Here is a 22,305-nt window from a genome sequence, read left to right as displayed (position 1 = left end):
TGCAGGCTAACCCGTGCTCAGTCACGCGCCTCAAACACCAGCAGAAAATCCGAGTACCGATGAATGCTCAGGGGGAACGCCTGCTCAAGGGTCGCCAAGCCTTCATCCAGCCGGTCCAGCTGGAAGGTGCCACTGACCTTGAGCCCACGCAATTGCTCATCGCCAATCAGCAACCACCCCGGCCGATACCGTTCCAGAGCCTTCAGCACCTGCGCCAGCGGCGCCTGCTCGAACACCAGCCGCCCCTGCTGCCAGGCCAGTGCACTGTCCACATCCAGCCCGTGCTTGCCGCCCAACCGCCCAGCCTCTCGCCCCACCGCTTCACCGGCAGAAAGCTCGACTCGGTCGGCGGTATCACTGACCGCCACCCGCCCACGCTTGACCACCACCCCCACCGACGCGCCCTCACGGCTCACTGCATACACAGTACCCAACGCCGTAGCCTGCACCGCCCCTGCCTGCACGGTGAACGGCCGTGCCGGGTCATGCGCCACCTCGAACACCGCCTCGCCCTTGCGCAAGGTGATACGCCGCGCCCGGTCATTCATCTCAACGTCCACAGCCGACTCGGCATCCAGGCTGATACGCGAGCCATCGCTCAACGCGACAACCCGGCGCTCCCCTACCCCGGTCCGATAATCCGCGCCCCATTGCCCATGCCAGGCCAACGCCACGCCGACGCCCAGCACCAGCACCGCCGCACTGGCCAACGCCCATTGCCGGGCCGGCGCACGCCGCCGCGCAGGGGCCTGAAGCTGCCCGCTCAACGCCCATAGCCGTCTTGCCTCGACAAACGCCTGCTGATGCTCCGGCGCCTGCGCGCACCAGGCCCGCGCCGCCTCCACGTCGCCAGGCCGCACATCCCCCAAGTCAGACGCACTACCCAGGCCTGGGCAGCCCGGCGTACGTCAGGTGAGGGGTCGAGGGGAGCGGAAGGCTTGTGCATAACGGTCAACGTTGCAAACTCTGGCCCAGAAAGTCCAGCGCAATGGCCAACTGCTTCTCCACCGTGCTCACGGAAACGCCCAACTGCTCGGCCACCGCTTTGTGCGCCATACCCTCCAGGCGGCACAGCAGAAAAATCTCCTGGCAACGTGGCGGCAGGCGCTGCAACGCCTCGGCCATCAGCGCCAGCTCGCGCCGGGCGGCGACTTCGGCAAATGGCTCGGGGCTTTCGCCGGTGACTTCGTACAGGTACGCCATACCTTCGTCATGCTGCCCCCGCGTGCCACGGCTGCGGGTGTGGTCGATGACCAGGTTGCGGGCAATGCGAAACAGCAGGCTGCGCAGGTTCAGCACCGGGGCCCGGGGTGGTTGGCGCAGCATGCGCAGGTAGGTTTCCTGCACCAGGTCGGCGGCGGTGTCGGTGTTGCGCAACTGGCGGTACAGGAACGCGCGCAACTCTCCGGCATGGGCCTTGAAAGCCAGTTCCAGCTCTTCGGTCTTCATGCGTGGGGCGACCCGGGCGGGGGAAGAAGGCGCTGACTTTAACGATAAGGGTTTTCATTTACAACGGGCGCCTTGCACGCCGCATCCTGGGCATTGCCGAGCTTGCGCTGCAGCCACTGGCGGATCCAGCCGTGATGGAAACGGTAGAGTGCCGCCAGTTCGAGGCCTGGGGCTGTAGCACTGGGAACGGGCAATTGGAGCGCGGAACGTCGGCGGCGTTGGTCATGGGTGGCGCTTGGTCTAGAAACCGAGCGCCACCTGCGCGGCGCGTGATCTGCCCCTCGCTTACAAAGCCTTCATCTCATCAATATCCCGCGCCACCTGATCCGCAGACTGGTCGAACATCGCCTGCTCCTGCGCATCCAGCGGCAACTCGATCACCCGCGCAAGCCCCTCGTCTGCGAGTACACAGGGCACGCCCATGGCAATATCCTTGCGCCCATATTCACCCTGCAGAATCGCCACAGCCGGCAAAATGCGGTTTCGCCCATTGGCGATGGCATCCACCATCTGTGCAATCGCCACGCCCGGTGCATCGCAGGCGCTGCCCATCTTCTTCAAGCCCAGAATCTCGCCGCCGCCTTTGCGAGTTCGCTCGACAATCTGCTCGATCTGCTCGCTGGAGAGAAAATGCGACAGCGGCACCGAGCCGATCTGGCAGTAGCGCATCAGCGGCACCATGCTGTCGCCATGCCCCCCCAGCACCAGCGCCGTGATGTCCTTGGCAGAAAAGCCGGTTTGCTCGGCGATGAAACACTTCATGCGTGCGGTATCCAGCACGCCCGCCTGCCCAAACACCTTGTCGCGCCCCAGCCCGCTGACGCTCCAGGCGCGATAGGTCAGCACGTCGACCGGGTTGGACACCACCAATACCGTCGCTGCCGGGGCATGGTGTTTGATGTCCGTCATGATGCCATCCAGTATCGGCAGGTTGATGCTCAGCACATCCTGACGTGACTGGCCGGGCTTGCGCGGTACGCCCGCCGTAATCACCACCAGGTCGGAACCGTCCAGCATTTCGGCCTTGGCCCCGCCGTAGACTCGGGTATCCGAGCCAGACTCCACGGCGGCCTGCCACACGTCCAGCGCTTTGCCCTGCGCCAGCTCGCCCTGCACATCCATCAACACCAGCTCACGGCACAACTCATCCCGGGCAATGATCTGCGCCGCGGCCTCGCCGACCAGGCCGGCACCTACGATTGTCAATTTGTTCACCAGACACCTCCCAGCGGCGCGCGCCACCAGGAACACGCCTGCGTATAGAAAGAAGTATTGCCCGCTGGGGCCAAAAGGCCACCCGAAGGCGATACCTGGCCATCAGAGCCAACCCGCATCGGCACGCCCGCCAAGACCCGACTGCCTGCTCTTGACAGTCTCCCGCCGCAACGCGAATACTTTGAGAGGATTCATATAGATGACCAAATAACAAGGTGAATCACCCCATGAATGCTCTGCCCTGCAATGCTTTTTCGCCCGGTGCTGCCCCTGCGTGCACCCGCCTCGGATTCACCCCTTCAGCTAAAGCGCCCGCCCAACCGAGACTGCCTGAATGACCCCCTTGGATATACAGCTGTTACTGACCGCGCTGGTCAGTGTCCTGGTGCTGGTGGCACTCATCGTGTCGCGCCTGAAGATGCACCCGCTGCTGGCCTTGCTGGTGGTGTCCATTGGGGTGGGCTTCGCTACCCGCATGGAGCCAGGCAGCATCGTCTCCCACTTGCTTACCGGCGCCGGAAAAACCCTGGGGGCCGTCGGGGTGGTGATTGCCCTGGGCGCGATGCTCGGCAAAATTCTGGCTGACGCTGGCGTCACCGAGCAGGTCGCTGATGTCATCCTCAAGCGCACCTCGGACCGCATGATTCCGTGGGCCATGATGTTGGTTGCCTTCGTCATTGGCATCCCCATGTTTTTCGAAGTGGGCCTGGTGATCATGCTGCCGCTGATTTTCAGCGTGGCGCGCAAGCTGGAAAGCAAGGCCCGCTTCAAGGGCTCTGCATACGTGTATGTAGGCGTGCCGGTGATTTCGGCGCTGGCTGCCATGCACGGCATGGTACCGCCGCACCCTGGCCCCCTGACCGCCATCGCGGTGCTCAAGACCTCGGTTGGGCCCACCATGCTTTACGGCTTCCTGGCGGCTATCCCGGCAATGATCCTGGGCGGCCCGCTGTATGGCATGTTCATTTCGCCGCGCATGAGCACTCGGCCTGATCAGGCTTTGCTGGACCAGTTCACCCTGGCTGAAAAAGCCGACGATCAACCCCGCCCCGGCGTAGCGATCGGCATGCTGGCCGCGTTGCTGCCGGCGATTCTGATGCTGGTGCATGCCGTCGCCGAGATGCTGCTACCCAAGGGCAACCCGTTGCTGGAGCTGGCCAGTTTCCTCGGCAACCCGCTGATCGCCATGTTGCTGGGCGTGCTGTTCGCCGGCGCCAGCCTGGTACTGGCGCGCGGCGGTGACGCCGAACACCTGCGCGATGCACTGGGCAAAAGCCTCAAGCCTATCGCCTCGATCATCATGATCATCGCCGGCGGCGGGGCTTTTCAGGAGATGCTGACCAGCGCCAAGGTGGGTGATGCCATTGTGCACCTGACTCAGCAATCGGCCTTCCCGCCCTTGATGCTGGGGTGGTTGATCGCGATGTTGCTTTCGGTGTCTACCGGCTCCGCCACGGTAGGTATCGTTGGGGCTGCCGGCTTGCTGGCACCGCTGGCAGGTGCTGACCCCAGCCTCAACCTGCCGTTGCTGGCCTTGTCCATCGGCTGTGGCTCGCTGTTCTTCAACTATGCGAACCATGCAGGGTTCTGGATGGTGAAAGAGTCCTTTGGGATGACCATGGGCGAAGCCACCAAGACCATCTCGGTGGTGCAGTCCATCGTGGCGGTGGTCGGGTTGATTGTGGTGCTGGTCTTGAATGCGGCAATTACTGTGAATTGATCCCGGGGCATTGCTCAAGCTGCACGACCCATCGCCAGAAGGTCGTGCAGCCGATTCCGGCAAAGGCAGTTTCCAAATTTCCTCTTCCCCCCTACAATTGCAACTGATTCTTATCTGCGGCCAATTGACGGGAAGAGGAACGTGCCCACTGATGCCCCGTTGCAACCCCTCGACAGCCTTTATCGCGACCACCACGGCTGGCTGCAAGGTTGGCTACGTCTGCGCCTTGGTGATCGAGAACGGGCTGCGGATATTGCCCAGGACACTTTCCTGCGCCTGCTGGTAACGCGACGCCTGCCAGAGCAGAACGACGGCCGCCGTTTCCTGGCCCAGATCGCCCGCAACCTGGTCATAGACCAATGGCGTCGCCAACGGATCAAGCACGCTTACCTGGAGAGCCTGGCCGCCCTCCCCGAACCAGAAAGCCCGTCGCTGGAAACCCGCGCCATCGTGATCGAAACCCTGATGCAGATCGACGCCATGCTCGACAGCATGCCGGCGAAGGTGCGCGAGGCGTTCCTGCTGTCGCAGTTTGAAGGGCTGACCTATAGCCAAATCGCCGAACGCCTCGAAGTCAGTGTCAGCTCGGTACAAAAGTACATGCTGCGCGCCATCACCGCCTGCTATCAGGTGCTGTACGCCGAATGAAAACTTCCAACGAAACGCCCATCGCCGCAACCATCGTCGAACAGGCCAGCCATTGGTTAATGCTGCAATGGAGCGGCGAGCTGGACAAAGCACAACAGCGTCGCTTTGCTGAGTGGCGAAATGCGGACCCGGAACATGCCCGTGCGTGGCAGCGCCTGGAGCACCTGCAACATACCCTGAGCGGTGTGTCAGCGGATACCGCGCTGGCCGTGCTACGGGAGCAGCCTGACGCGCGCCGTCGACAGACGCTAAAACTGCTCAGCGCCCTGCTTTTGGCTGGCGGCAGCGGTTACATCGTCCAATCGCAATTGCCTTGGCGCGAGGCCATGGCAGATCTGCGCAGCGGCACGGGTGAGCGCCTGCAGCGCACGTTGGCCGATGGCAGCCGGCTTGGCTTGAACAGCGGTAGCGCGGTTGATATCCAGTTCAGCGCAAGCGAGCGCCGCATTCGCCTGCTCGCTGGGGAGTTGCTGCTCGACAGCGGCCATGACCCCGCGCAACGCCCACTGATCGTGGACACCATAGCCGGGGATGTCCTGGCACTCGGCACGCGCTTTTCCGTGTACCAACATGACGATAAATGCCAGGTCGACCTGTTTGAGGGCGAACTGGAACTGCGCCCGCGTCAGGCTCGCGCCATACGCCTGCAAGCCGGACAAGGTTGCTGGTTTTCCACCACCCAGATCGGTGACATCGCACCCGCGAATCTCAACGCCATCGCCTGGCACGAAGGTCGGCTGATCGCCGAGCGCATGCCCCTCGGGCAGTTCACCGCAGAACTGTCTCGCCATCGGGCCGGTGTGCTGCGCTGCGACCCTGCCGTCGCCGCCCTGCCGCTAACAGGCGTTTTTCCGCTGGCAGACACCGATCGCGTACTTACAGCGCTAGAGCAATCCCTACCGGTAAAAGTACACCGCCTGACACGTTTTTGGACCACCATCAGTCCCGCATGACCAGCGTTACCCAAGTGCTGCAACGGCAATGAATGAAAAAAACGCTGCTGCCCGTTGTCGGTTTTGCCGACTCGTCCGGGATACCTCTTGAATTTAACCAAGAAGCATTCTCAAGAGGAACAGTCAGAATGCCGTATCTGCCCACAACACCCCGTTCTCGATTGAGCCTTGCGGTTCGTCACACCCTGTTTGCCGGCTTGCTTTGCAGCAGCCCCCTTCTAGTGGCGCTGCCCGCAACATCGGCTGGCGCCAGCGAGCAATCACGCAGTTACGCCATCCCCGCCGGCGGCCTGGATCAGGCGTTGAACCGCTTCGCGAGCGAGGCCGGCATCCTGCTTTCTGCCGACGCCCAGCTGACCGCCGGCAAGCGCAGCGCTGGGCTCAATGGCAGCTATGACATTGACGAGGGCCTGGCCCAGCTGCTGGCGGGTACTGGCCTTCGGGCACTCAATAGCGGTGGCAACTATACGGTGGAGGTCGTTGCCGACAGTGGTGGCGCCCTGGAGTTGAGTGCAACCAACATCATCAGCAACCAGCTGGGCACCGTCACCGAAGGCACGGGGTCCTACACGCCCGGCACCATCGCCACGGCCACCCGCCTGGTGCTGAAACCCAGGGAAACCCCGCAGTCGATCAGCGTGGTCACTCGTCAGCACATGGATGACTTTGCCCTCAACACTGTCGACGCAGTCATGCGCCACACCCCAGGTATTACCGTGTCGGCTTACGACACTGATCGCACCAACTACTATTCGCGCGGTTTCTCGATCAACAACTTCCAGTACGACGGCATCCCCTCCGCCGTGCGCAACGTCGCCTACTCGGCAGGCAACACCCTGAGCGACATGGCGATCTACGACCGTATCGAAGTGCTCAAGGGCGCATCCGGCCTACTCAGCGGCGCAGGCTCGCTGGGCGGCACCATCAACCTGGTACGCAAAAAGCCCACCGCCGACTTCCAGGGCCACGCCACCCTGGGTGCAGGCTCGTGGGACAACTACCGCAGCGAACTGGATGTCAGCGGCCCGCTGACCGAAACCGGCAACGTTCGCGGCCGGGCCGTGGCCGCCTATCAGGACAAGCATTCGTTCATCGACCGCTACTCGAGCCAGAACTCGGTGTTCTACGGCATCCTCGAGTTCGACCTGTCACCTGACACGCTGCTGACGGTAGGCGCCGACTACCAGGACAACGACCCCAAGGGTTCCACCTGGTCTGGCAGCTTCCCGCTGCTCAATTCCAAGGGCGAGCGCAACGACGCCAAGCGCTCGTTCAGCAACTCGACCGACTGGAGCAGCTGGCAGCAATACACCCGCACGGTGTTCGCCACCCTGGAACACGACCTGGGTGACGGCTGGGTGACCAAGCTGCAACTGGACCACAAGTACAACGGCTACGATGCGCAAATGGGCGCCATCCAATTCGACCAGCCGCAGCCCGACGGCAGCGCTGAAATCAACGCACAACGCTACAAGGGCGACACCACAAGCGACTCGGCTGACCTTTACGTGAGCGGCCCGTTCAGCATGCTCGGCCGCGAGCATGACCTGGTACTGGGCGGCTCGATCAGCAAGGCCCACTGGAGCGGCAAGGGTTACTGGGACGAAACCTTCTCGGTGCCGAACCGGGTGGACTACAACAACTGGCACGGCAACCTGCCCAAGCCCGACTGGGGTCCGGTGTCGCAGCGCACCGACGATGTCATCCGCCAGACCGGCGTGTACCTCACCACCCGCCTGAACGTGACCGACGACCTGAAAGTGCTGCTGGGTGGCCGCGTGGTCAACTACAGCCTGACCGGCCTGACCCCGACCTACACCGAGTCCGGGCGCTTCATTCCCTATGCCGGCGCCATCTACGACCTGAACGAAAATTTCTCGGTCTACGCCAGCTACACCGACGTGTTCATGCCCCAGGAAAACTACAACCGCGACCGCGACAACAAACTGATCGAGCCGGATGAAGGCGAAAACTACGAAATCGGCATCAAGAGCGAGTTTTTCGACGGCCGCCTGAACGCCAGCCTGGCCTACTTCGAGGTCAAGGAAAGCAACCGCTCGGTGCCGGATGACGCCTACAACAACCAGACCCCTACCCCGCCCAACTACGCGTTCAAGGGCAGCAAGGCGACCACCAAAGGCTACGAGCTGGAAGTGTCCGGCGAGCTGGCCCCGGGCTGGCAGGTGCAGGGCGGCTACACCCACAAGGTGGTGCGCGACAGCAACGACGTGAAGCTCTCCACCTTCGAGCCCGAAGACCAGCTAAGCCTCTACACCACCTACAAACTCACCGGTGACCTGGACAAGATCACCCTTGGCGGTGGTGCGCGTTGGCAGAACAAGGCCTGGCAGCAGATCTGGAACAGCCCCAAGGGCATGAACGAGGACGTTACGCAAGAATCCTACTGGGTGGTGGACCTGATGACCCGCTACCAGATCACCCCGAACCTGTCGGCGACCGTCAACCTCAACAACATCTTCGACAAGTATTACTACACCAACGTCGGCTTCTATAACTCGGCCATTTACGGCGAACCGCGCAACGTCATGGTCACTACTCGCTGGGACTTCTGAGGCCAGCGCGGGCCAGGGGCCTGGCCATCACCCAGGCTATCGCGTCACCCGGTAAGAGCAGCCTTGTGCTGCTCCTACAGGTTCCGTGCTTACCGTGGCATCGCCCAGCAGCGGCCTTGCGCAGAACTCAAACACCCACACAATCGCTGTAGGCGCTGGGTTGCCTGCGATGGGCTGCGCAGCAGCCCCAGCCTCCCTCAAGGGCACAAGTCAGAAGTTGTACTTGATACCCGTCATGATGTTTCTTGGCGCACCGTACATACCGTGGTCGCCGGCATAGCTGAGGTACTCGCGGTCGAACACGTTGTTCAGGTTCACAGACGCACTCAGGTGTTGGTTGAAGTCGTAGCGCGCCAAGAGGTTGGTGACGGCATAGCTGCCCTGAGTGAAGGTGTGCAGGTCGGCACCGGTTTTACTCTGCCAGTTCACACCGCCGCCAAGGGTGACCTTGTTCAAGATGCCCGGCAGGCGATAGCTGGTGAAGGTCTTCAGACTGTGGCGAGGCAGGGTAGTAACGATACGTTGGTCGTCAGCGTCGGTGCTGACTGCATAGGCATAACCGGCAGATGCCTGCCAGCCTTCAGCCAGTTCTCCATCCAGGGTAAATTCAGCGCCCTTGGTAGTGGTGCCCTGTTCTGACTTGTACGTGTTGCCGCCTGGGGTATCGATCCAGATCGCCAGGTTGTCCTGCTCGATCTTGAACAGCGCGACGCTGGAGTTCAGCTTGCCATCGAAGTGGCTGCCCTTGATACCAACTTCATAACCGGTGCCTTCCATCGGGTCCAGTGGTTTGTTGTTGATGTCGCGAACCCAGGACGACTGAGGGTTGAAGATTTTCGTATAGCTGGCATACAGCGACCACGTATCGTTGACGTCATACACTACGCCGGCATACGGAATGTAGACGCCGGTCTCCGACTCTTTGGTCTTGGTTTTTTCTGCGTTGTAGGGTTTGTCCTCGATCTCACGATGCCAGTCGATCACGCGGCTACCCAGCAAGATACTGAGAGCGTCGGTGGCATGCAGGCGCGTGGCGAGATAAGCGGCGTATTGGGTTTCGTCGTTAGTGGATTTGCCAGTGACGTTGAATTCCGGTTTTACCGAGTTGCCGTTCCAGTTCAGCAGGTTGTCGATCGCCCCGGCCGGAGAGCCGGAATAGTCGTACTTCCAGCCGCCATAGCTTGGCACGTTCTCGTAGTAGTTGGACAAGGTCACACCGGCGATCAACTCGTGCTCGCGGCCCAACAGGCCGAACGGGCCGGTCAGGTAGGCATCGATGTTGTTCTGGCGCGGGATACCAGAGAAACGCACGGGCAACTGAGTGGTGCCGCTTCCGTCCGGGTTGAGGCCACCGTTTACGTAGTTGAAGACTTCATCGAACTTGTTTTCGGAGTGGGTCAGCTCGATCTTCCCGCTCCAACCATTGGCGAACTGCTGTTCGATCGACGTGAAAAAGCTGGTTTGTTCATGGTCGTTGTACGACCAGGTTTGAGCTGAATTGAGCGAGCGTTTGAGGTTGGTGCGAGAGCCGTCGGTGAAACGGGTCGGCAGGCCAGAGCGCATTGGGGAGTCAACGTCTGTGCGTTGGTAACTGAAGCCCATGGTCAGTAGGGTGTCTTCAGTCAGGTCAAACTCGGTAATGCCGTAGATCAGTTGCGAGTCCTGCTTGTAGCGGTCGACCCAGGACCGCTCGGTCTTGAAGTCGGCGACCACACGACCGCGTACGTTACCGGTTTCGGTCAGCGGGCCAGACACATCAAAGCCGGTACCGTAGCGGTCCCAATTACCGGCTTCGGCCCAGACGCTGGCCTGTGCCTCAGCGGTCGGACGCTTGCGGATCAGGTTGATCGTCGCTGAAGGGCTGCCCAGGCCGCTGATCAAGCCGGTAGCACCGCGCACCACCTCCACACGGTCATACATGGCCATGCTCTGGGTGTAGTTGTCCATGCGCTTGACGGTGGGCACGCCGTCGATTTCAAAGTTCTGAATCTCGAAGCCCCGAGAGAAGTAACCGTCAGACTCGGCACCCAGTCCGTCGCGCAACACGATGACGCCCGGGGTGGCATCGAGGGTGTCACTGAGATTGGTCAGGCGCTGATCATCCAGGCGCTGGCGGGTCATGACGGTCAGCGACTGCGGGGTTTCTTTGGGGGTCAGGTTCAGGCGGGTCGAACTGCTGGAGGAATAGGTGGTGTACAGCCCGGTACCTTCTGTCGTCGACCCGGGCGCTTTGCCCGAAATTGAAATGCTTTGAAGCTCCAGGGCGCTAGAAGCTGGCGCTCGTTGCAGGGTGTATCGCCCATCCGGCTGGCGAACCGCAATGAGTTGGCTGCCTGCGAGTAGCACCTGTAAAGCACCGTCGACCGTGTAATCACCACTCAAACCTGGGCTGTTTTGCCCGGCAATCAAATCATTGGAAAACGACAGCAGCAAATGGGCTTGCTGGCCCAGTTGGTTGAGCGCAGTACCGAGTGACGCCGGGGGAATTTCGTAGTGTTGCACGCTGTTATCGGCGGCTGCCCACACGGGCGATGAAGTAGCGATCAGAACCGCCGCGGCGCAACCCAATGTGTTGGCGAGCGACCTGTAGTGCGACGAAATACTGCGGTGAGGCATGTGAAGTTCCCCCGATGATTTTTGATGTATGGCCTATGAGTCTCGCCAGAAATCAAAACGGCTCATCGAGGACGAAAAAACTTCAGACGTTCGCTGGCGAGGGACGCAAGTTGATCCACAGGCGAGTGAAACGCTGTACCTCCAATTGCAGCGTCTGGGCGACGGCATCGATGACTCGATCGCTGTCAGCCAGCGGGTAGGTGCCCCACACGCGCAGATTGGCCAAGGCGGCGTCGCACCCAAGATACCCATGACGATAGCGGCCAAGTTCGTCGAGGAAAGCCTGAAGCGGTTGGCCGTTGGCGACGATCATTCCTTCGGCCCAGGCGGGGCTGGATGCTTGCATTACACCCTGATCGAGCACCCCAAGCGGCCCGAAACGCGCCAGCTGCCCGGCTTGCAGGGCAGTCCAGGTGCCGGCCTGAGTCGGGGTCACTTGAAGCGAGCCACGATAGACCGCCAACTGGGTAGAGCCATTGTCGAGCTGCCGTATCGTGAAACGTGCCGAGGACGCTTGCGTGCGAACCTGAGCGGTATCGATGAATAGCGCCGGGTTCAAGGCAGCATCAATCAAGACCTCGCCGCTGAGCAATCGAAGGTGCCAACGATGGCCCGTCGCACGAGCGTTTATCGCGCTATGGGTATTGAGTTCTAGCGACAGATCCGAGGCCAGCGCAACACGTCGCTGCTCGCCCACACCCGTGGTGTAATCGGCACTGAGGCGCGACACCATTTCGCTGTCTCGACTCATCCATGCACCGGCGCTTGCAGCCAGCAACAATGCCAACCCTTTTATCGCCCGACGCCTGCTCAGCTTTTCCTGGGAGGGAAGCAACAGCGCCCGCCGGGCAAGGTCTGGATCGCCTCGGGTGCGCAAAGAGTCGAGCTGCTCCCCCAGCGCCAAGGCTTTTTCCCAGGCCAGTTCATGCAAAGGGTGTTCACTGCGCCATGCCACAAAAGCGGCCTGTGCGGATGAATCGAAATTGGCCTCCTGCATATCGAGCCACCACTCCATCGCCTCCTCACACATTTTTGGCGATAGCGATGGTTCTCGGCTAACGGCGTTACCGGAAATCGTCATTGCAGCGATTCCGTCACCAGCATGCATCGCGCACCCGCTTTGATGATATGGCGTTTGACGGTAGCGATCGAAATACCCAGCCGTTCGGCAATTTCTCCGTGGCTGAGCCCGTCCAGTTGCGACCAGAGAAAAGCCTTTTTGACGGCGACATCCAGTTCGCAGAGCGCTTCGTCGAGCCGAACCAGCGTCTCGAAAACAATCAGTTGGGTCGCCAGATCCGGCAGCACGCTTTCGTCTTCCGTCTGGAGCGCATCCAGGTAGGCTTTTTCCAAGCGTGCGCGGCGATAGTGGTTGGACAGGACACTGCGTGCCACCTTGGCCAAGAAAGGCCGAGGCTGGCGGACTTCAAATGCCTGGTCACTGACCAACAGACGCATGAAGGTGTCCTGCATCAAATCAGCAGCGCGGTGTGAGCAGCTCAATTGCCGATACAGCCAGCTACGCAACCAGCGGTGTTGCTGTTCGTACAGAGCAGTGAACTGAGCGGTATCGACGGATGCCATTGGCGGTCACAGAATTGATGCAAATGAGAAGCGGTATCATATTTGACTAATAGGGTGCCGACAAGGATGCAAAAGGGCGCAGTGTGTGAAGGGCTGCGTAGCAGCCCCAATACCCCTATCCAACGGGAATGGACCACCAGGCAGCCGTTATTAGCTAGAGACCAGCGCACCGGTGATAGTTGGCTCCGCCTTACTCAATGATCTGGCCTACCCGCCTGATTCTGCTCACTTCGCGCCATCACCTTCCCACACTGCTCACTGGCCAATCGGCTGATGATCCGAATCGCCTGGTGGATACCGGCTGTGTTACGAAAGCTCAGTCGCGGGTTGTGTTCGCATTCCAGCATTTCATCGTGCTGGACCAAGGCCTCGCCTAGCAGTTCGAGCGTCCAGGCGTAGCTTTGGAGGGTGGATAGGCGCTCGTATTCAGTCATGGCGTGCCTCCGATTGCGCAGAGACAATGCGGGAATGGCTGAAGATGAAGTAGCTGCGGACCGTCGGGGAACGACGGTGGAGAACGGATGTGAGGATCTGTAACGGATCTACGGTGGTCATGCATGAGTTCCTTTCGTGATGGAACTGCCACCGCTCGCGGCCAAGCAAGTTAAGGTGGCAGCAGTACGCGGGTTGGCCGACCGGGACGAAAGGAGCCCGGCACACCCGAAGGTGTCCCGCGCACCACCGCCATAACACGACATCGCGGGCACAGAAAAGCGCCTGCGATGAAGACTGGGCGCTGATGCGCCTTTCGATTCCGACCGGCCAAGGTCGCGTCGCCGATGCTTCGGCGACGTGGGGACTTTATTCCCGAGTGGCTGATTTCGCAAGTTTCTGAGAGTACGAAAAGGCTGCGTGTTTCGTGGGAAGATGGCTGCCACAGCCTGGCAGTCACACCAAATCAAATGCTCGCAAAACTAACAGGTGCAAAGCCCCTGCCGGTTGCCCGGTGCCTGCTCCTCGCAAAAAAACCAGGATCTGCACGCTCGCTGTAGGAGCTGGCTTGCCTACGATGGGCTGCGCAGCAGCCCCTGCAATCCTTCCCCAAATGACTAAATCACAGGCAGGCCCCAAGCTAAGGGCCCCATCCAATGTGAACGGCTTTAGCGCTAAACGTCGGTTGTTGTTATGTAGATTAGAACTAGAATCTACGCAGGCGAGGATGTATTACGCATGTAAAAACAGCACATTGAAAAATGCCAACCACCTTCCCTACAGAGCTACATCCATGGCTACGTATTCGCGAGATCCAGCTGTTTTAGACAGAGTCGAGGAGCTGTGCCGCAACTGTAATTTAGGGAAATACCGACACTTCAATGCATCTTCCAGAGCCAAGCGCCTTAACGACTATCTAGGCTTACCTGTAGTGGCTATCAACATAATACTTGGCTCTGTATTTTTCATAGCACTGAGCCAAGATCTGCCCTCGATAACCAAGTGGGCCGGAGGCTTCCTAGGCCTGGCCGCAGCGCTTATCGGCGGCATTTCCACGTTCTTCAATTTCGGGAAACTTTTCGAAGGGCATCGCAGCATTGCTAACAAGTACATCAATCTCGCTGCAAAATGCGAAATATCAATCGCCCGCTACCGAGACAATTTAATTGACCTGGAAGGATTAGACAAGCTACTGCAAGATCTCCAGGAATCTTACTCAGAGATAAGTGAGGAGTCTAAAGCGTTCCCCACCAGCGAGCGTGACTTTAAAGTCGCGCTTGACAGTGAAACCATTCGCGTAAAAACAATGAGAGATCGACAAAAAGGTGAGTCACGGCCCCCACTTTAGTAATCGTCAGACCCAGAGCATTCGAAAATTCCAAAGCAGCTTGCCAGCATCAGGGGCTCCCGGTAAATGGCGTGCTACACAAGCGGCTCAAGAAATTTCTCCGCAGGCCGATCCAATCAGTTGTAAACCTCACAGCCCAGGAGAAAAACTTGCAACCAAGAAAAGCCATGACTTCAACGATCAATTTCCTAAAGCAACCAATAAACATAGTTCTCTTGCTTGCTGCTGCGTTTCCCTTGAGCGTAGTGCTTTGCGGTCTGACTTCACTTTCAAAGCCCAAGACAGAGGCCATGACAGTGGAAGTTTTAACAGCTTGTTCTGACAGCAATACTTGCTCAAAAAAAATAATACTACTAAGTGGAAGAATATTCAGCAACGAAGCACAATCAACCATTCAATCACTTGAAATAACCTTAACAGAAAATCCTGACATTAGAGATATTTGCTTAAATAGCATTGGAGGGGACAATGACGCCGCTGTAGCAATTTCCCTATTTATTGCCCAAAAAAAACTGAACACCTGCCTTGCTAATCGATATCAAAATATCGATGGAACCACTCATCCGCTTTCATTTGTGAGCTGTCAGTCATCCTGTACCTGGGTGATGCTTGCAGGTAAAGAGCGGACGATCTTCAGCTCAGATGTTTTTATTGGCTTCCATGGCAGTAAAAGCTGGGTAGGCATCGGCAAGTGCCATTGCACCTTCAATGATGAGAGTGCTAAAACTGGATGGCAGAAACTTATTGTGAATCTTTCCAATGCCAACGAAATATCACCCGAAGCTCTGGACGCTCAACTGAAGCTGTTAGATTGGTCGTTTGACCAGGGATACGGCCGAACTGTACCCAGAAAACTAGACTTGTTACTTACCAAGGATTACTACTTTACGCAGGACTCTCGCGCCATTTAAAACGCACTATTCAGAAAACTTATCACACCCAAGCAAGAGTTCTTCACGTTCATGCTTTTTAAGCATCTGCATATCTGGCACGGCAAGATAGGATTTTAGCGCAACAGATATATCAACAGCCCGGCTCACCTGGCCGTGTTCATCGCCTCGCTCATGGCACTGGGAACCGAGAACTATCACGACGCCAGTCATCCTGCCGCGCCCAAGAAACGCATCACATTGCTGCGAACGGTAGACGGTACGCTGACGCTGGAACCCCGCGAGGGCGATCGGGTGCTCGGCTTCCACTACTCGGTATGACCTGAACACCCTAGCCCACGCAACGAAGCACCAAAGTCGGTGAAATTCCGATCGACTAGGCAAAAGAAAAGGCGACCCTTTTGGGGCGCCTTCGGATGTTAATGAGTTTGTACTCGCAGCAATTCTTTAGTTTCGGGATCTACGATCCATTAGATCAGAACCCAGTCGAATCATCGGCCGTATGGTGGGGCCTATCGACTGCCCTTGCGTCAGTGTGTGCCATTTTCAACGCTGTCAGAACGGGAGGCCGATGACTGGCAAGCCATTCCCGAAAAATGCGCGTATGCAGTCCTCGAGATAGATTTTCGAAGATTTGCCCTGAAAGGTCAAACCACCTGTTTTCGCAAAGTCGTTTCAGTAGGCGGCCAAGACCATCAATGTTTTCCAGGCACAAAAAAGGCCTGCATCGCTGCAAGCCTTGATGTGTGGTGCAAGGACAGAGATTTTGGTAGCCGTCACTGGAACCTGAACTGGTGCGGAGACAGGAGTCGAATAAGGCACACATAGACCCCGTATTTATTGACCTCTAGCCTCTATATTTCCAAACCGTATACCTAACCATATACCTAAAACCCAAATCACCCTCCCCCACCTCGGCGGCATCGCAAGGCACAACCCGCCGAGCAGCAACTCTGCCTGCCTTCTGACCGTTTAGCTGGCCGGCCGGCTAACGGCTGAGATGCAGCCGCGCCCTGGCAACAAGCGGCAGGTCAAGTTTTCGGGATCGTTTGAGCATCAGCCGAATGAAACAGAAGACGGACATCCCAAGGAAAATCTCAGCTGCAGGGAAACCGCGAGTCCCCGTACCCGTGTAGGGAGGGGGTATGGGGAGGACCCAAAAACGGCAAATGCACGACGCCCCACCCTGCTATCTAGTCAGTGAGGGGGCGCAACGATGAGCTACAGACTTCGTGGTCCCTAACCCGGCAAAGCGGTCAGTTCGGGAAGTCTAGGGGGTTGCCTCGCTGCTGGCTTCAGCCCTTTTTGGGGCGTGGGGAGTGTGACCATTAAGAACTGGTGTTCTTGGTGTTCTTGGTGTTCCAAAAACGCTGGAAGCCAGCAAACAAGGGACCTATAGCTAGGGAACACCATTGAGAAATATGTGGAACACGAAGGCTCAGTAACACAAAAGGTGTTCCGTACCTCCAAGACTCGAGTGGAGCAATCTGGATGGGCTTGAGGTAGATCTAGGGCATGCCAGAGTGGTACACCGCGACGGTGCAAAGCCCGATGAGCAGGTGAGGGGCTGGAATCTTTACCCCTAGGAAAAAGTGAAAAAAACGGCCTTAGACCATAGATTTTCCGGATGGTTCAGCACGCCTTCTCAGCAGGCATTGCATTTAATTTTTGGCGTATGTAGATTAGCGTTGCGTAAGCGTACCGCTTATGTGCTGCAATCGATTGCTTATAGATCCTGGGTTTTGCTCGTACGAGCGTCTGAAGTTTTTGACTTTGGACTTGTCCGGAGGCTCGCACCTCCGATCCCCTCCGAGAAACGTGGAGGAGACAGGGACGGTAGGTTTGGCCATGTGAAGGATGGCAGCTGCCAGCGATCTGATCGATGAATGCATCATCCTTCACTGCACCCTTGAGTATGGGTTGGTCAAACCTATTTTTAATAGGATTTAAAAATGGCGCTACTCAATCCTAGAAAAGTTTCAACGGGCTCGATTTCAAGTATTGAGAATCTTTGTAGCGCGCTTTCTGTATCGCTCGCCGAAATTTACGCGGCGCTGTCTCTTCCTGATGAGGAAAAATACGCTGTTTCCCAAGTGTTCAAGAGCGATGGCAGCGTTCGACTGGTCCACAATCCGCATTTCTTGCTCAGGAAAATTCAGCGAAGAATAAACAAGCGTATATTTTCCAGACTCAGCATTATTGAGTGGCCAGACCATCTTTATGGTTCCGTACCAAATCAACGAGAGCAAGATACTCAACGGCTGATTAACAAAGACTATGTGTCGTGTGCCGCCAAACACTGTGGCGCGAAGAGCTTATTGAAAGTCGATGTCAAGGATTTCTTTGATAACATACACAAAGACTTAGTGCTCGATATATTTAGCAATTTCATGAAATTTGACAGAGAAGTTTCTGAATTGCTTGCAGAGATTTGCTGTTTTAGGTCCCATGTAATCCAGGGAGCCCTGACCTCAAGCTATCTGGCCAGTTTGTGCCTCCATGATATTGAGGGCGCCGTGGTTCATAGATTGTCGCGAAAAGGTCTTGTATATACGCGCCTCGTAGATGACATAACGGTTTCGTCAAAGATATCAAACTACGACTTCAGTTATGCTCTGGACATTATTAGGGCGATGCTTACTAGTAAGGACCTCCCGCTTAACGTTGTTAAAACCCGATCTATTTATGTTTCCAGCGAGCCTTTGACTGTCCATGGTCTAAGGGTCGCATTTCCTCAGCCTCGCCTTCCATCTGGAGAGATCGCTAGGATCAGGGCAGCCGTAAAAAATATAGAAAATTTAGCATCAGAGCGTGGCTATAGAACAACTCACGCTTACCGACACGATTTCAATCGCTGTATGGGGCGAGTAAACAAATTAGTTAGGGTGGGTCATGATCGATACGACTCGCTGCTCGCTCGACTCAAGAAAATATTTCCTTTACCTTCTAAAAAAGATATCGAGCGTGCGCGTGCAATGCTGGACCGCCTGGCTCGTGACTGTGCTACTAAACGTAGCACCTATTGGTACGCAAAGCGATATTATAAGCTTCAAGAAAGATTGATTATCCTAAAACGTTCATTTCCAGCTGTCACGAAAGAAATCAGAAAGTCGCTAAAGGGTTTGAAGCCTGATTATGAATAAAAAACTTGGCGAAATTTGGCACGACTACCCATATCTAAACTATCTTGTCGCCGGACTATTATTGGTCGCCGCAACAGGCATAATACTGAGCACTATAACCATAATTATCACCGGCATTGACGGTGAGTTTGCCAGGCCTCTTTGCTTTAACAACGAATGCATTAAGAAGTTTTTACAAATATATGACCAATCCTTTTTGATACTCATAGCAACTCTGAATTTGCTTGTAGGGCTTGCGACGATTGGGGGATAATAGTTGCGCTCATGAGTTTTTTAAACAGCGCAAACGCCACAGCACTATCAAACCATATCTCACATTTCTCTATATTTCAAAACTACGTAGCATTAGAGATCTCCAAGCGCACCCGTATATCTCCTTCATCTGTAGATACATTTGTTTGGTATAATTTAATTTTCTCCAATTCGCGAAATGGGAAAACTTCAATTTCCGATGATTACTGCGCCGTCATCTCAGCTTTAAATAGCGAAATACTTTTTTCTAATGAACAAGCAAGGACTGCGCTTCAAGGCTCATTTCGATACATGCCACATCAGAAAAGAATCATCGACGCTCTAAACTGTATGGGGGTCGCGTTAGGCCATCAGCCTAGAAATGAATTTTACGAGATTGAAGATCAAATTTTTTCTTTGATATCTAGCTTAAATAAATCTTTTTGTTTCTCGGACAAAGTACCTGAGCTAGTGAAGAGGCAATACGTTTAATTTATCGAAATGTAGTATTTATCTTTCCGCCTCCATGGCAATTTCAGCGGAATTTCCACGTTCACTATGCCTCAGAGAAAACATTTCAATATTTCCGCTGCTGGGGGGTACCGGGTTATCTCGAATGACTGAAATTGGCAGTTAACTTCCCTCCGCCAAGGGCCGCTCTGGGTCGAAAGCCCCATGGTGATCGTCCGTAAACCCATAGGAGCCCTTGGCGGAGGATAGCTAACGGCCAAAAGCAGATATTCAATCCATCAGCAAAACTAGAGACAACTCAATTAACCTTCATCCAACTTCAGCTCAAATGCTATAGGAGCACTTCTTAGCAACTGACCTGGTCCTGGACCAAAGCGTCTGGGTACTGTTTCTTTTTCCAATGATGTCGCCCAAATATCGCAAACTTTGGCAGAATCAAGTTGCTGACTGTTTTCGGCAATCGTGATAAATCTTTTGATCAATGCTGCGATTATTGCATACGAAAGCGATATGACGTGCGGAAGCACTCTGAAACCGGTCTCAGAAAATCCATCATAAGCAATTTTGTTACCCCTACCCAGCAGGTAGCTTTTGGTTATCGCACTATATGTCCGATGTGTATACTTGCTGAGATCACTATAAAGATTGCTTAAGTTTTGGGCTTTATCTTGGCACTCAAATTTTCTTATGAATTCTCTAAAAACCCTATGCGGAATGACTTCGTTATTATACCATTTAGCGAGATCTTTCCTGGCCCCATCACCAGCCAAATAAAAGTAGGCCGAAATATCCATTGTTTCAACTGCATCACGAAATAAGCGCGAGGCAATTCGATGCCTCTTTTCCTCTGTTAATTTTAAGGCATCTATTAGCGCCTCTAAGGCATCTATCTGTATTAGCCAGATCGCCTTGTCGAGAGTTCGTTCATCTCGATCAAAGTGCATGTCCTTTTCTGCATAATGAAGCTTTATTGACGATAGAACCTTATGAGCTTCTCGATGAAATTGCTCTTGCCCACCATACTCATACGGCTCATTCCACGCATCTTCTGTGTCTCTGTCCCATACAAAACTTGGCATAAGTCTCGCCCATAAATTCAACTGTCATTGATACGTCATGTCGCAATTTCCATTGCGATGGCGTGCCGCATAATGGTCTTGTCGATATCTTACTCGTCTTGACCATCAGGCTCGCCGAACAAGTACTTACCTGTATACCAAATTGACCGCCCAACGTTGTGAATTAGCTGCTCTCCTTGCCGTATGGGCGAGCTATCTTCATTGACGCCCGCGAGCTTGATCGCATCTGCAACCTTTGAACCTGTAGGATGCGCATCTCCCAATCGCATGTCATAAGCACCGGCAATTTCAGCAAATATCCGTTGGGCGCCGTCGATTCCAATACTTTGAGCCAGGATACTTTGTAGCAATTTATTCGAACCAAGCTTATCCTTCTCCGCGTGCGTAGAAAGCTTGCGTAGTTCGCGCACGTTGAGTCTGTCCGAGAACACTCGAATAATATCTTTGGCCAATCTGAGTAGAGTTGGTCTATCCTTGCTCGAAAATCTAGATACTTGTTGCCCTGCCTCGGCGTCATCAATGTCATGGGTGAATAAGGATATATTGTATTTTTCCCGAAACCCATCTTCTAGAAGCCTCATGCTTCCAAAGAATAGTTCTTCAACTGCATATGTAGATGCTGGTTTTGCCTTAACCTGCGATTCTAGCAACTCGCTTGAAACTTTACCTTCTGGAGCAGTGTTATGTGCGGCCCAAACATGTTGTTCCCAGGAGGCCAAGCGTGCGACGTCATAGGCGTAGACAGTAATCAGGTCAGAGCTATTGATCCCAAAGTGAGTTTTATACCCTGATGTGGACTGTATGGCCCCAGTTTCGCCAGTGTACCAGGTCAACTTAAAGCCGCGATTATTCAGAAGCTCAGTGACAACGCTCGCCCGAAACCATAACCAACGACCGATGTCCTCGTTCCTAAGTGCCCGTGATGGCATTCGAGTACCATCAGTTTCCACGATGAATTGAGGGAGGTTCGGATCAGTATCTCCACGAACCCGCTGGCTTTTTGATTGGTGGTCGACCCACTCCTCCCGCCAAAACTCACCCTCGACCCGAACACCTGCATAGCCTCCTCGTTGCCCATTGGAGCTTTCATGGCCTGTGTTAGTATCATTTTCCGGCCCCATTACCGGAGCGTCTTCTTCCTCATCGACGTCCGTCCTCCAAGCACGAAACATCGCCCAGCTTCCTCCGAACACGTCATTGAGATCCCTAACGATTAGCTCGAACCTGCCGTTATCTCTTTCCTCACTTCGTGTTTGCAAATTTGAATAAGCACTATGCTGCAAAGCGGCAACATTTTCCACTCTCTGTCGATAATACGACAGACGAAGCGACAAATTTCTAGCTGCTAAATAATCTATTAGAAACTCCCTTTTTATTTCAATAAGACGATGTTCGCCGTTCGCGTCGAAGGTTTCGCGAGCTACTACTACGAAGTTTTCTTCAGGTCTAACCCAGTTATCACCTTCTTTGATGAGACCCAGCGCCACGATGAGATCCGGACTCAATATCCATTTGTTGCCACCTATGACGGGCTGCGGCTGCACATAAACTAAGTTAAAGCCTATCGGCTCTTTATCGTTATATTGATATTGATCGATTGACGAATAATATCCATCTTCGTACGCATACGGGGCGACGGTATGCCCTATTCCTATGTCGCTCCACCCAAGGCGCTCTTCGACAAAGACTCGATGTTCTGGCGGGAATGCAACGGAGCCACATCCAAAATACTCACTGACATGACCTATCTCTTTCAAATCTCCTTTCTTGTCTTCTACAGACGCTCCCAAAGGAATCCATGCCGCGTTAGAAAATACTCTGCGAGTTTCCTTGGTTTGGAGAATCCACTCTTCATTCATGGTTGAACTTCCGGTATTCATGATAGCGCTTGGTAATAAAGGACTGCCCTTCGTCCTGTTTACCATATTAGCTCGCGATTGGGCGGCGTCGGTG

The 22,305-nt window shown here is 55.5% G+C and carries 18 protein-coding genes; 9 read left to right on the top strand and 9 right to left on the bottom strand.

All coding sequences use genetic code 11. The annotated features are described in order from the left end of the window. Nucleotides 1-17 precede the first annotated feature (17 nt). From AB5975_13660 to AB5975_13650, 3 genes are all read right to left on the bottom strand, one after another. The gene (locus AB5975_13660) at nt 18-860 is read right to left on the bottom strand and encodes a FecR family protein (protein ID XDR22968.1); all 843 of its coding nucleotides are present in this window, start codon (nt 858-860) and stop codon (nt 18-20) included. A 91-nt stretch (nt 861-951) separates the two neighbouring features. Then, complete coding sequence (locus tag AB5975_13655; protein ID XDR22742.1) at nt 952-1,449, bottom strand: RNA polymerase sigma factor; 498 nt, start codon at nt 1,447-1,449, stop codon at nt 952-954. A 285-nt stretch (nt 1,450-1,734) separates the two neighbouring features. Beyond that, entirely contained in the window at nt 1,735-2,664 is a 930-nt protein-coding gene (locus AB5975_13650) for a malate dehydrogenase (protein XDR22741.1), read from the bottom strand. A 334-nt stretch (nt 2,665-2,998) separates the two neighbouring features. On the opposite strand from AB5975_13650, the gene AB5975_13645 reads away from it, so the two are divergent. From AB5975_13645 to AB5975_13630, 4 genes are all read left to right on the top strand, one after another. Further along, nucleotides 2,999-4,384: a GntP family permease gene (locus AB5975_13645; protein ID XDR22740.1), complete on the top strand. Its 1,386-nt coding sequence runs from the start codon at nt 2,999-3,001 to the stop codon at nt 4,382-4,384. A 141-nt stretch (nt 4,385-4,525) separates the two neighbouring features. Further along, nucleotides 4,526-5,032, top strand: coding sequence for a sigma-70 family RNA polymerase sigma factor (locus AB5975_13640; protein XDR22739.1), 507 nt, complete (start codon nt 4,526-4,528; stop codon nt 5,030-5,032). Then, nucleotides 5,029-5,985 carry a FecR domain-containing protein gene (locus tag AB5975_13635; GenBank protein XDR22738.1) on the top strand — a complete coding sequence of 319 codons (957 nt, stop codon included), beginning with the start codon at nt 5,029-5,031 and terminating at the stop codon, nt 5,983-5,985. Before AB5975_13640 ends, AB5975_13635 begins: the two co-directional genes overlap by 4 nt. 128 nt (nt 5,986-6,113) lie before the next feature. Continuing rightward, a complete protein-coding gene (locus tag AB5975_13630) occupies nt 6,114-8,558 on the top strand; it encodes a TonB-dependent siderophore receptor (GenBank protein XDR22737.1) in 2,445 nt (814 codons plus the stop codon). Nucleotides 8,559-8,768: 210 nt separating this feature from the next. Here the strand turns inward: AB5975_13630 and AB5975_13625 are convergent, their stop codons facing one another. The 4 genes from AB5975_13625 to AB5975_13610 form a co-directional block, all read right to left on the bottom strand. Then, nucleotides 8,769-11,174 carry a TonB-dependent siderophore receptor gene (locus AB5975_13625; GenBank protein ID XDR22736.1) on the bottom strand — a complete coding sequence of 802 codons (2,406 nt, stop codon included), beginning with the start codon at nt 11,172-11,174 and terminating at the stop codon, nt 8,769-8,771. 82 nt (nt 11,175-11,256) lie between these two features. After that, nucleotides 11,257-12,255, bottom strand: a complete 999-nt coding sequence (locus AB5975_13620) for a FecR domain-containing protein (GenBank protein ID XDR22735.1) — start codon at nt 12,253-12,255, stop codon at nt 11,257-11,259. Then, nucleotides 12,252-12,758, bottom strand: coding sequence for a sigma-70 family RNA polymerase sigma factor (locus AB5975_13615; GenBank protein ID XDR22734.1), 507 nt, complete (start codon nt 12,756-12,758; stop codon nt 12,252-12,254). The genes AB5975_13620 and AB5975_13615 overlap by 4 nt, the downstream gene beginning before the upstream one ends. Nucleotides 12,759-12,952: 194 nt before the next feature. Continuing rightward, a complete protein-coding gene (locus AB5975_13610; GenBank protein XDR22733.1) occupies nt 12,953-13,192 on the bottom strand; it encodes a hypothetical protein in 240 nt (79 codons plus the stop codon). A gap of 791 nt (nt 13,193-13,983) precedes the next feature. Between AB5975_13610 and AB5975_13605 the strand changes: the two genes are divergently transcribed. The 5 genes from AB5975_13605 (at nt 13,984) to AB5975_13585 (ending at nt 19,294) form a co-directional block, all read left to right on the top strand. Continuing rightward, entirely contained in the window at nt 13,984-14,538 is a 555-nt protein-coding gene (locus tag AB5975_13605) for an SLATT domain-containing protein (protein XDR22732.1), read from the top strand. A gap of 167 nt (nt 14,539-14,705) precedes the next feature. Next, nucleotides 14,706-15,449, top strand: a complete 744-nt coding sequence (locus AB5975_13600) for a hypothetical protein (protein ID XDR22731.1) — start codon at nt 14,706-14,708, stop codon at nt 15,447-15,449. A 153-nt stretch (nt 15,450-15,602) separates the two neighbouring features. After that, the gene (locus AB5975_13595) at nt 15,603-15,749 is read left to right on the top strand and encodes a hypothetical protein (GenBank protein ID XDR22730.1); all 147 of its coding nucleotides are present in this window, start codon (nt 15,603-15,605) and stop codon (nt 15,747-15,749) included. Nucleotides 15,750-17,380: 1,631 nt separating this feature from the next. After that, nucleotides 17,381-18,571, top strand: a complete 1,191-nt coding sequence (locus AB5975_13590) for a reverse transcriptase family protein (GenBank protein ID XDR22729.1) — start codon at nt 17,381-17,383, stop codon at nt 18,569-18,571. A gap of 189 nt (nt 18,572-18,760) precedes the next feature. Then, the gene (locus AB5975_13585) at nt 18,761-19,294 is read left to right on the top strand and encodes a retron Ec48 family effector membrane protein (protein XDR22967.1); all 534 of its coding nucleotides are present in this window, start codon (nt 18,761-18,763) and stop codon (nt 19,292-19,294) included. 281 nt (nt 19,295-19,575) lie between these two features. Here AB5975_13585 and AB5975_13580 read toward each other — a convergent pair whose 3' ends face one another. Continuing rightward, nucleotides 19,576-20,352 (bottom strand): hypothetical protein, encoded by a 777-nt coding sequence (locus AB5975_13580; GenBank protein ID XDR22728.1) that lies wholly within the window; start codon nt 20,350-20,352, stop codon nt 19,576-19,578. 89 nt (nt 20,353-20,441) lie between these two features. After that, a complete protein-coding gene (locus AB5975_13575) occupies nt 20,442-22,211 on the bottom strand; it encodes a hypothetical protein (protein ID XDR22727.1) in 1,770 nt (589 codons plus the stop codon). Between the last annotated feature and the right edge of the window lie 94 nt (nt 22,212-22,305).

The sequence above is a fragment of the Pseudomonas putida genome (genome assembly GCA_041071465.1).
Lineage (GTDB): Bacteria > Pseudomonadota > Gammaproteobacteria > Pseudomonadales > Pseudomonadaceae > Aquipseudomonas > Aquipseudomonas putida_P.
Note: the sequence above shows the minus strand (reverse complement) of the source record. Positions and strands in the feature narration are given on the sequence as shown.

Coding starts and splice junctions, on each gene's coding strand:
- AB5975_13655 (XDR22742.1), bottom strand. CDS start 1,449: ATGAAGACCGAAGAGCTGGAACTGGCTTTCAAGGCCCATGCCGGAGAG.
- AB5975_13645 (XDR22740.1), top strand. CDS start 2,999: ATGACCCCCTTGGATATACAGCTGTTACTGACCGCGCTGGTCAGTGTC.
- AB5975_13635 (XDR22738.1), top strand. CDS start 5,029: ATGAAAACTTCCAACGAAACGCCCATCGCCGCAACCATCGTCGAACAG.
- AB5975_13630 (XDR22737.1), top strand. CDS start 6,114: ATGCCGTATCTGCCCACAACACCCCGTTCTCGATTGAGCCTTGCGGTT.
- AB5975_13625 (XDR22736.1), bottom strand. CDS start 11,174: ATGCCTCACCGCAGTATTTCGTCGCACTACAGGTCGCTCGCCAACACA.
- AB5975_13620 (XDR22735.1), bottom strand. CDS start 12,255: ATGACGATTTCCGGTAACGCCGTTAGCCGAGAACCATCGCTATCGCCA.
- AB5975_13615 (XDR22734.1), bottom strand. CDS start 12,758: ATGGCATCCGTCGATACCGCTCAGTTCACTGCTCTGTACGAACAGCAA.
- AB5975_13610 (XDR22733.1), bottom strand. CDS start 13,192: ATGACTGAATACGAGCGCCTATCCACCCTCCAAAGCTACGCCTGGACG.
- AB5975_13605 (XDR22732.1), top strand. CDS start 13,984: ATGGCTACGTATTCGCGAGATCCAGCTGTTTTAGACAGAGTCGAGGAG.
- AB5975_13600 (XDR22731.1), top strand. CDS start 14,706: ATGACTTCAACGATCAATTTCCTAAAGCAACCAATAAACATAGTTCTC.
- AB5975_13595 (XDR22730.1), top strand. CDS start 15,603: ATGGCACTGGGAACCGAGAACTATCACGACGCCAGTCATCCTGCCGCG.
- AB5975_13590 (XDR22729.1), top strand. CDS start 17,381: ATGGCGCTACTCAATCCTAGAAAAGTTTCAACGGGCTCGATTTCAAGT.
- AB5975_13580 (XDR22728.1), bottom strand. CDS start 20,352: ATGCCAAGTTTTGTATGGGACAGAGACACAGAAGATGCGTGGAATGAG.
- AB5975_13575 (XDR22727.1), bottom strand. CDS start 22,211: ATGAATGAAGAGTGGATTCTCCAAACCAAGGAAACTCGCAGAGTATTT.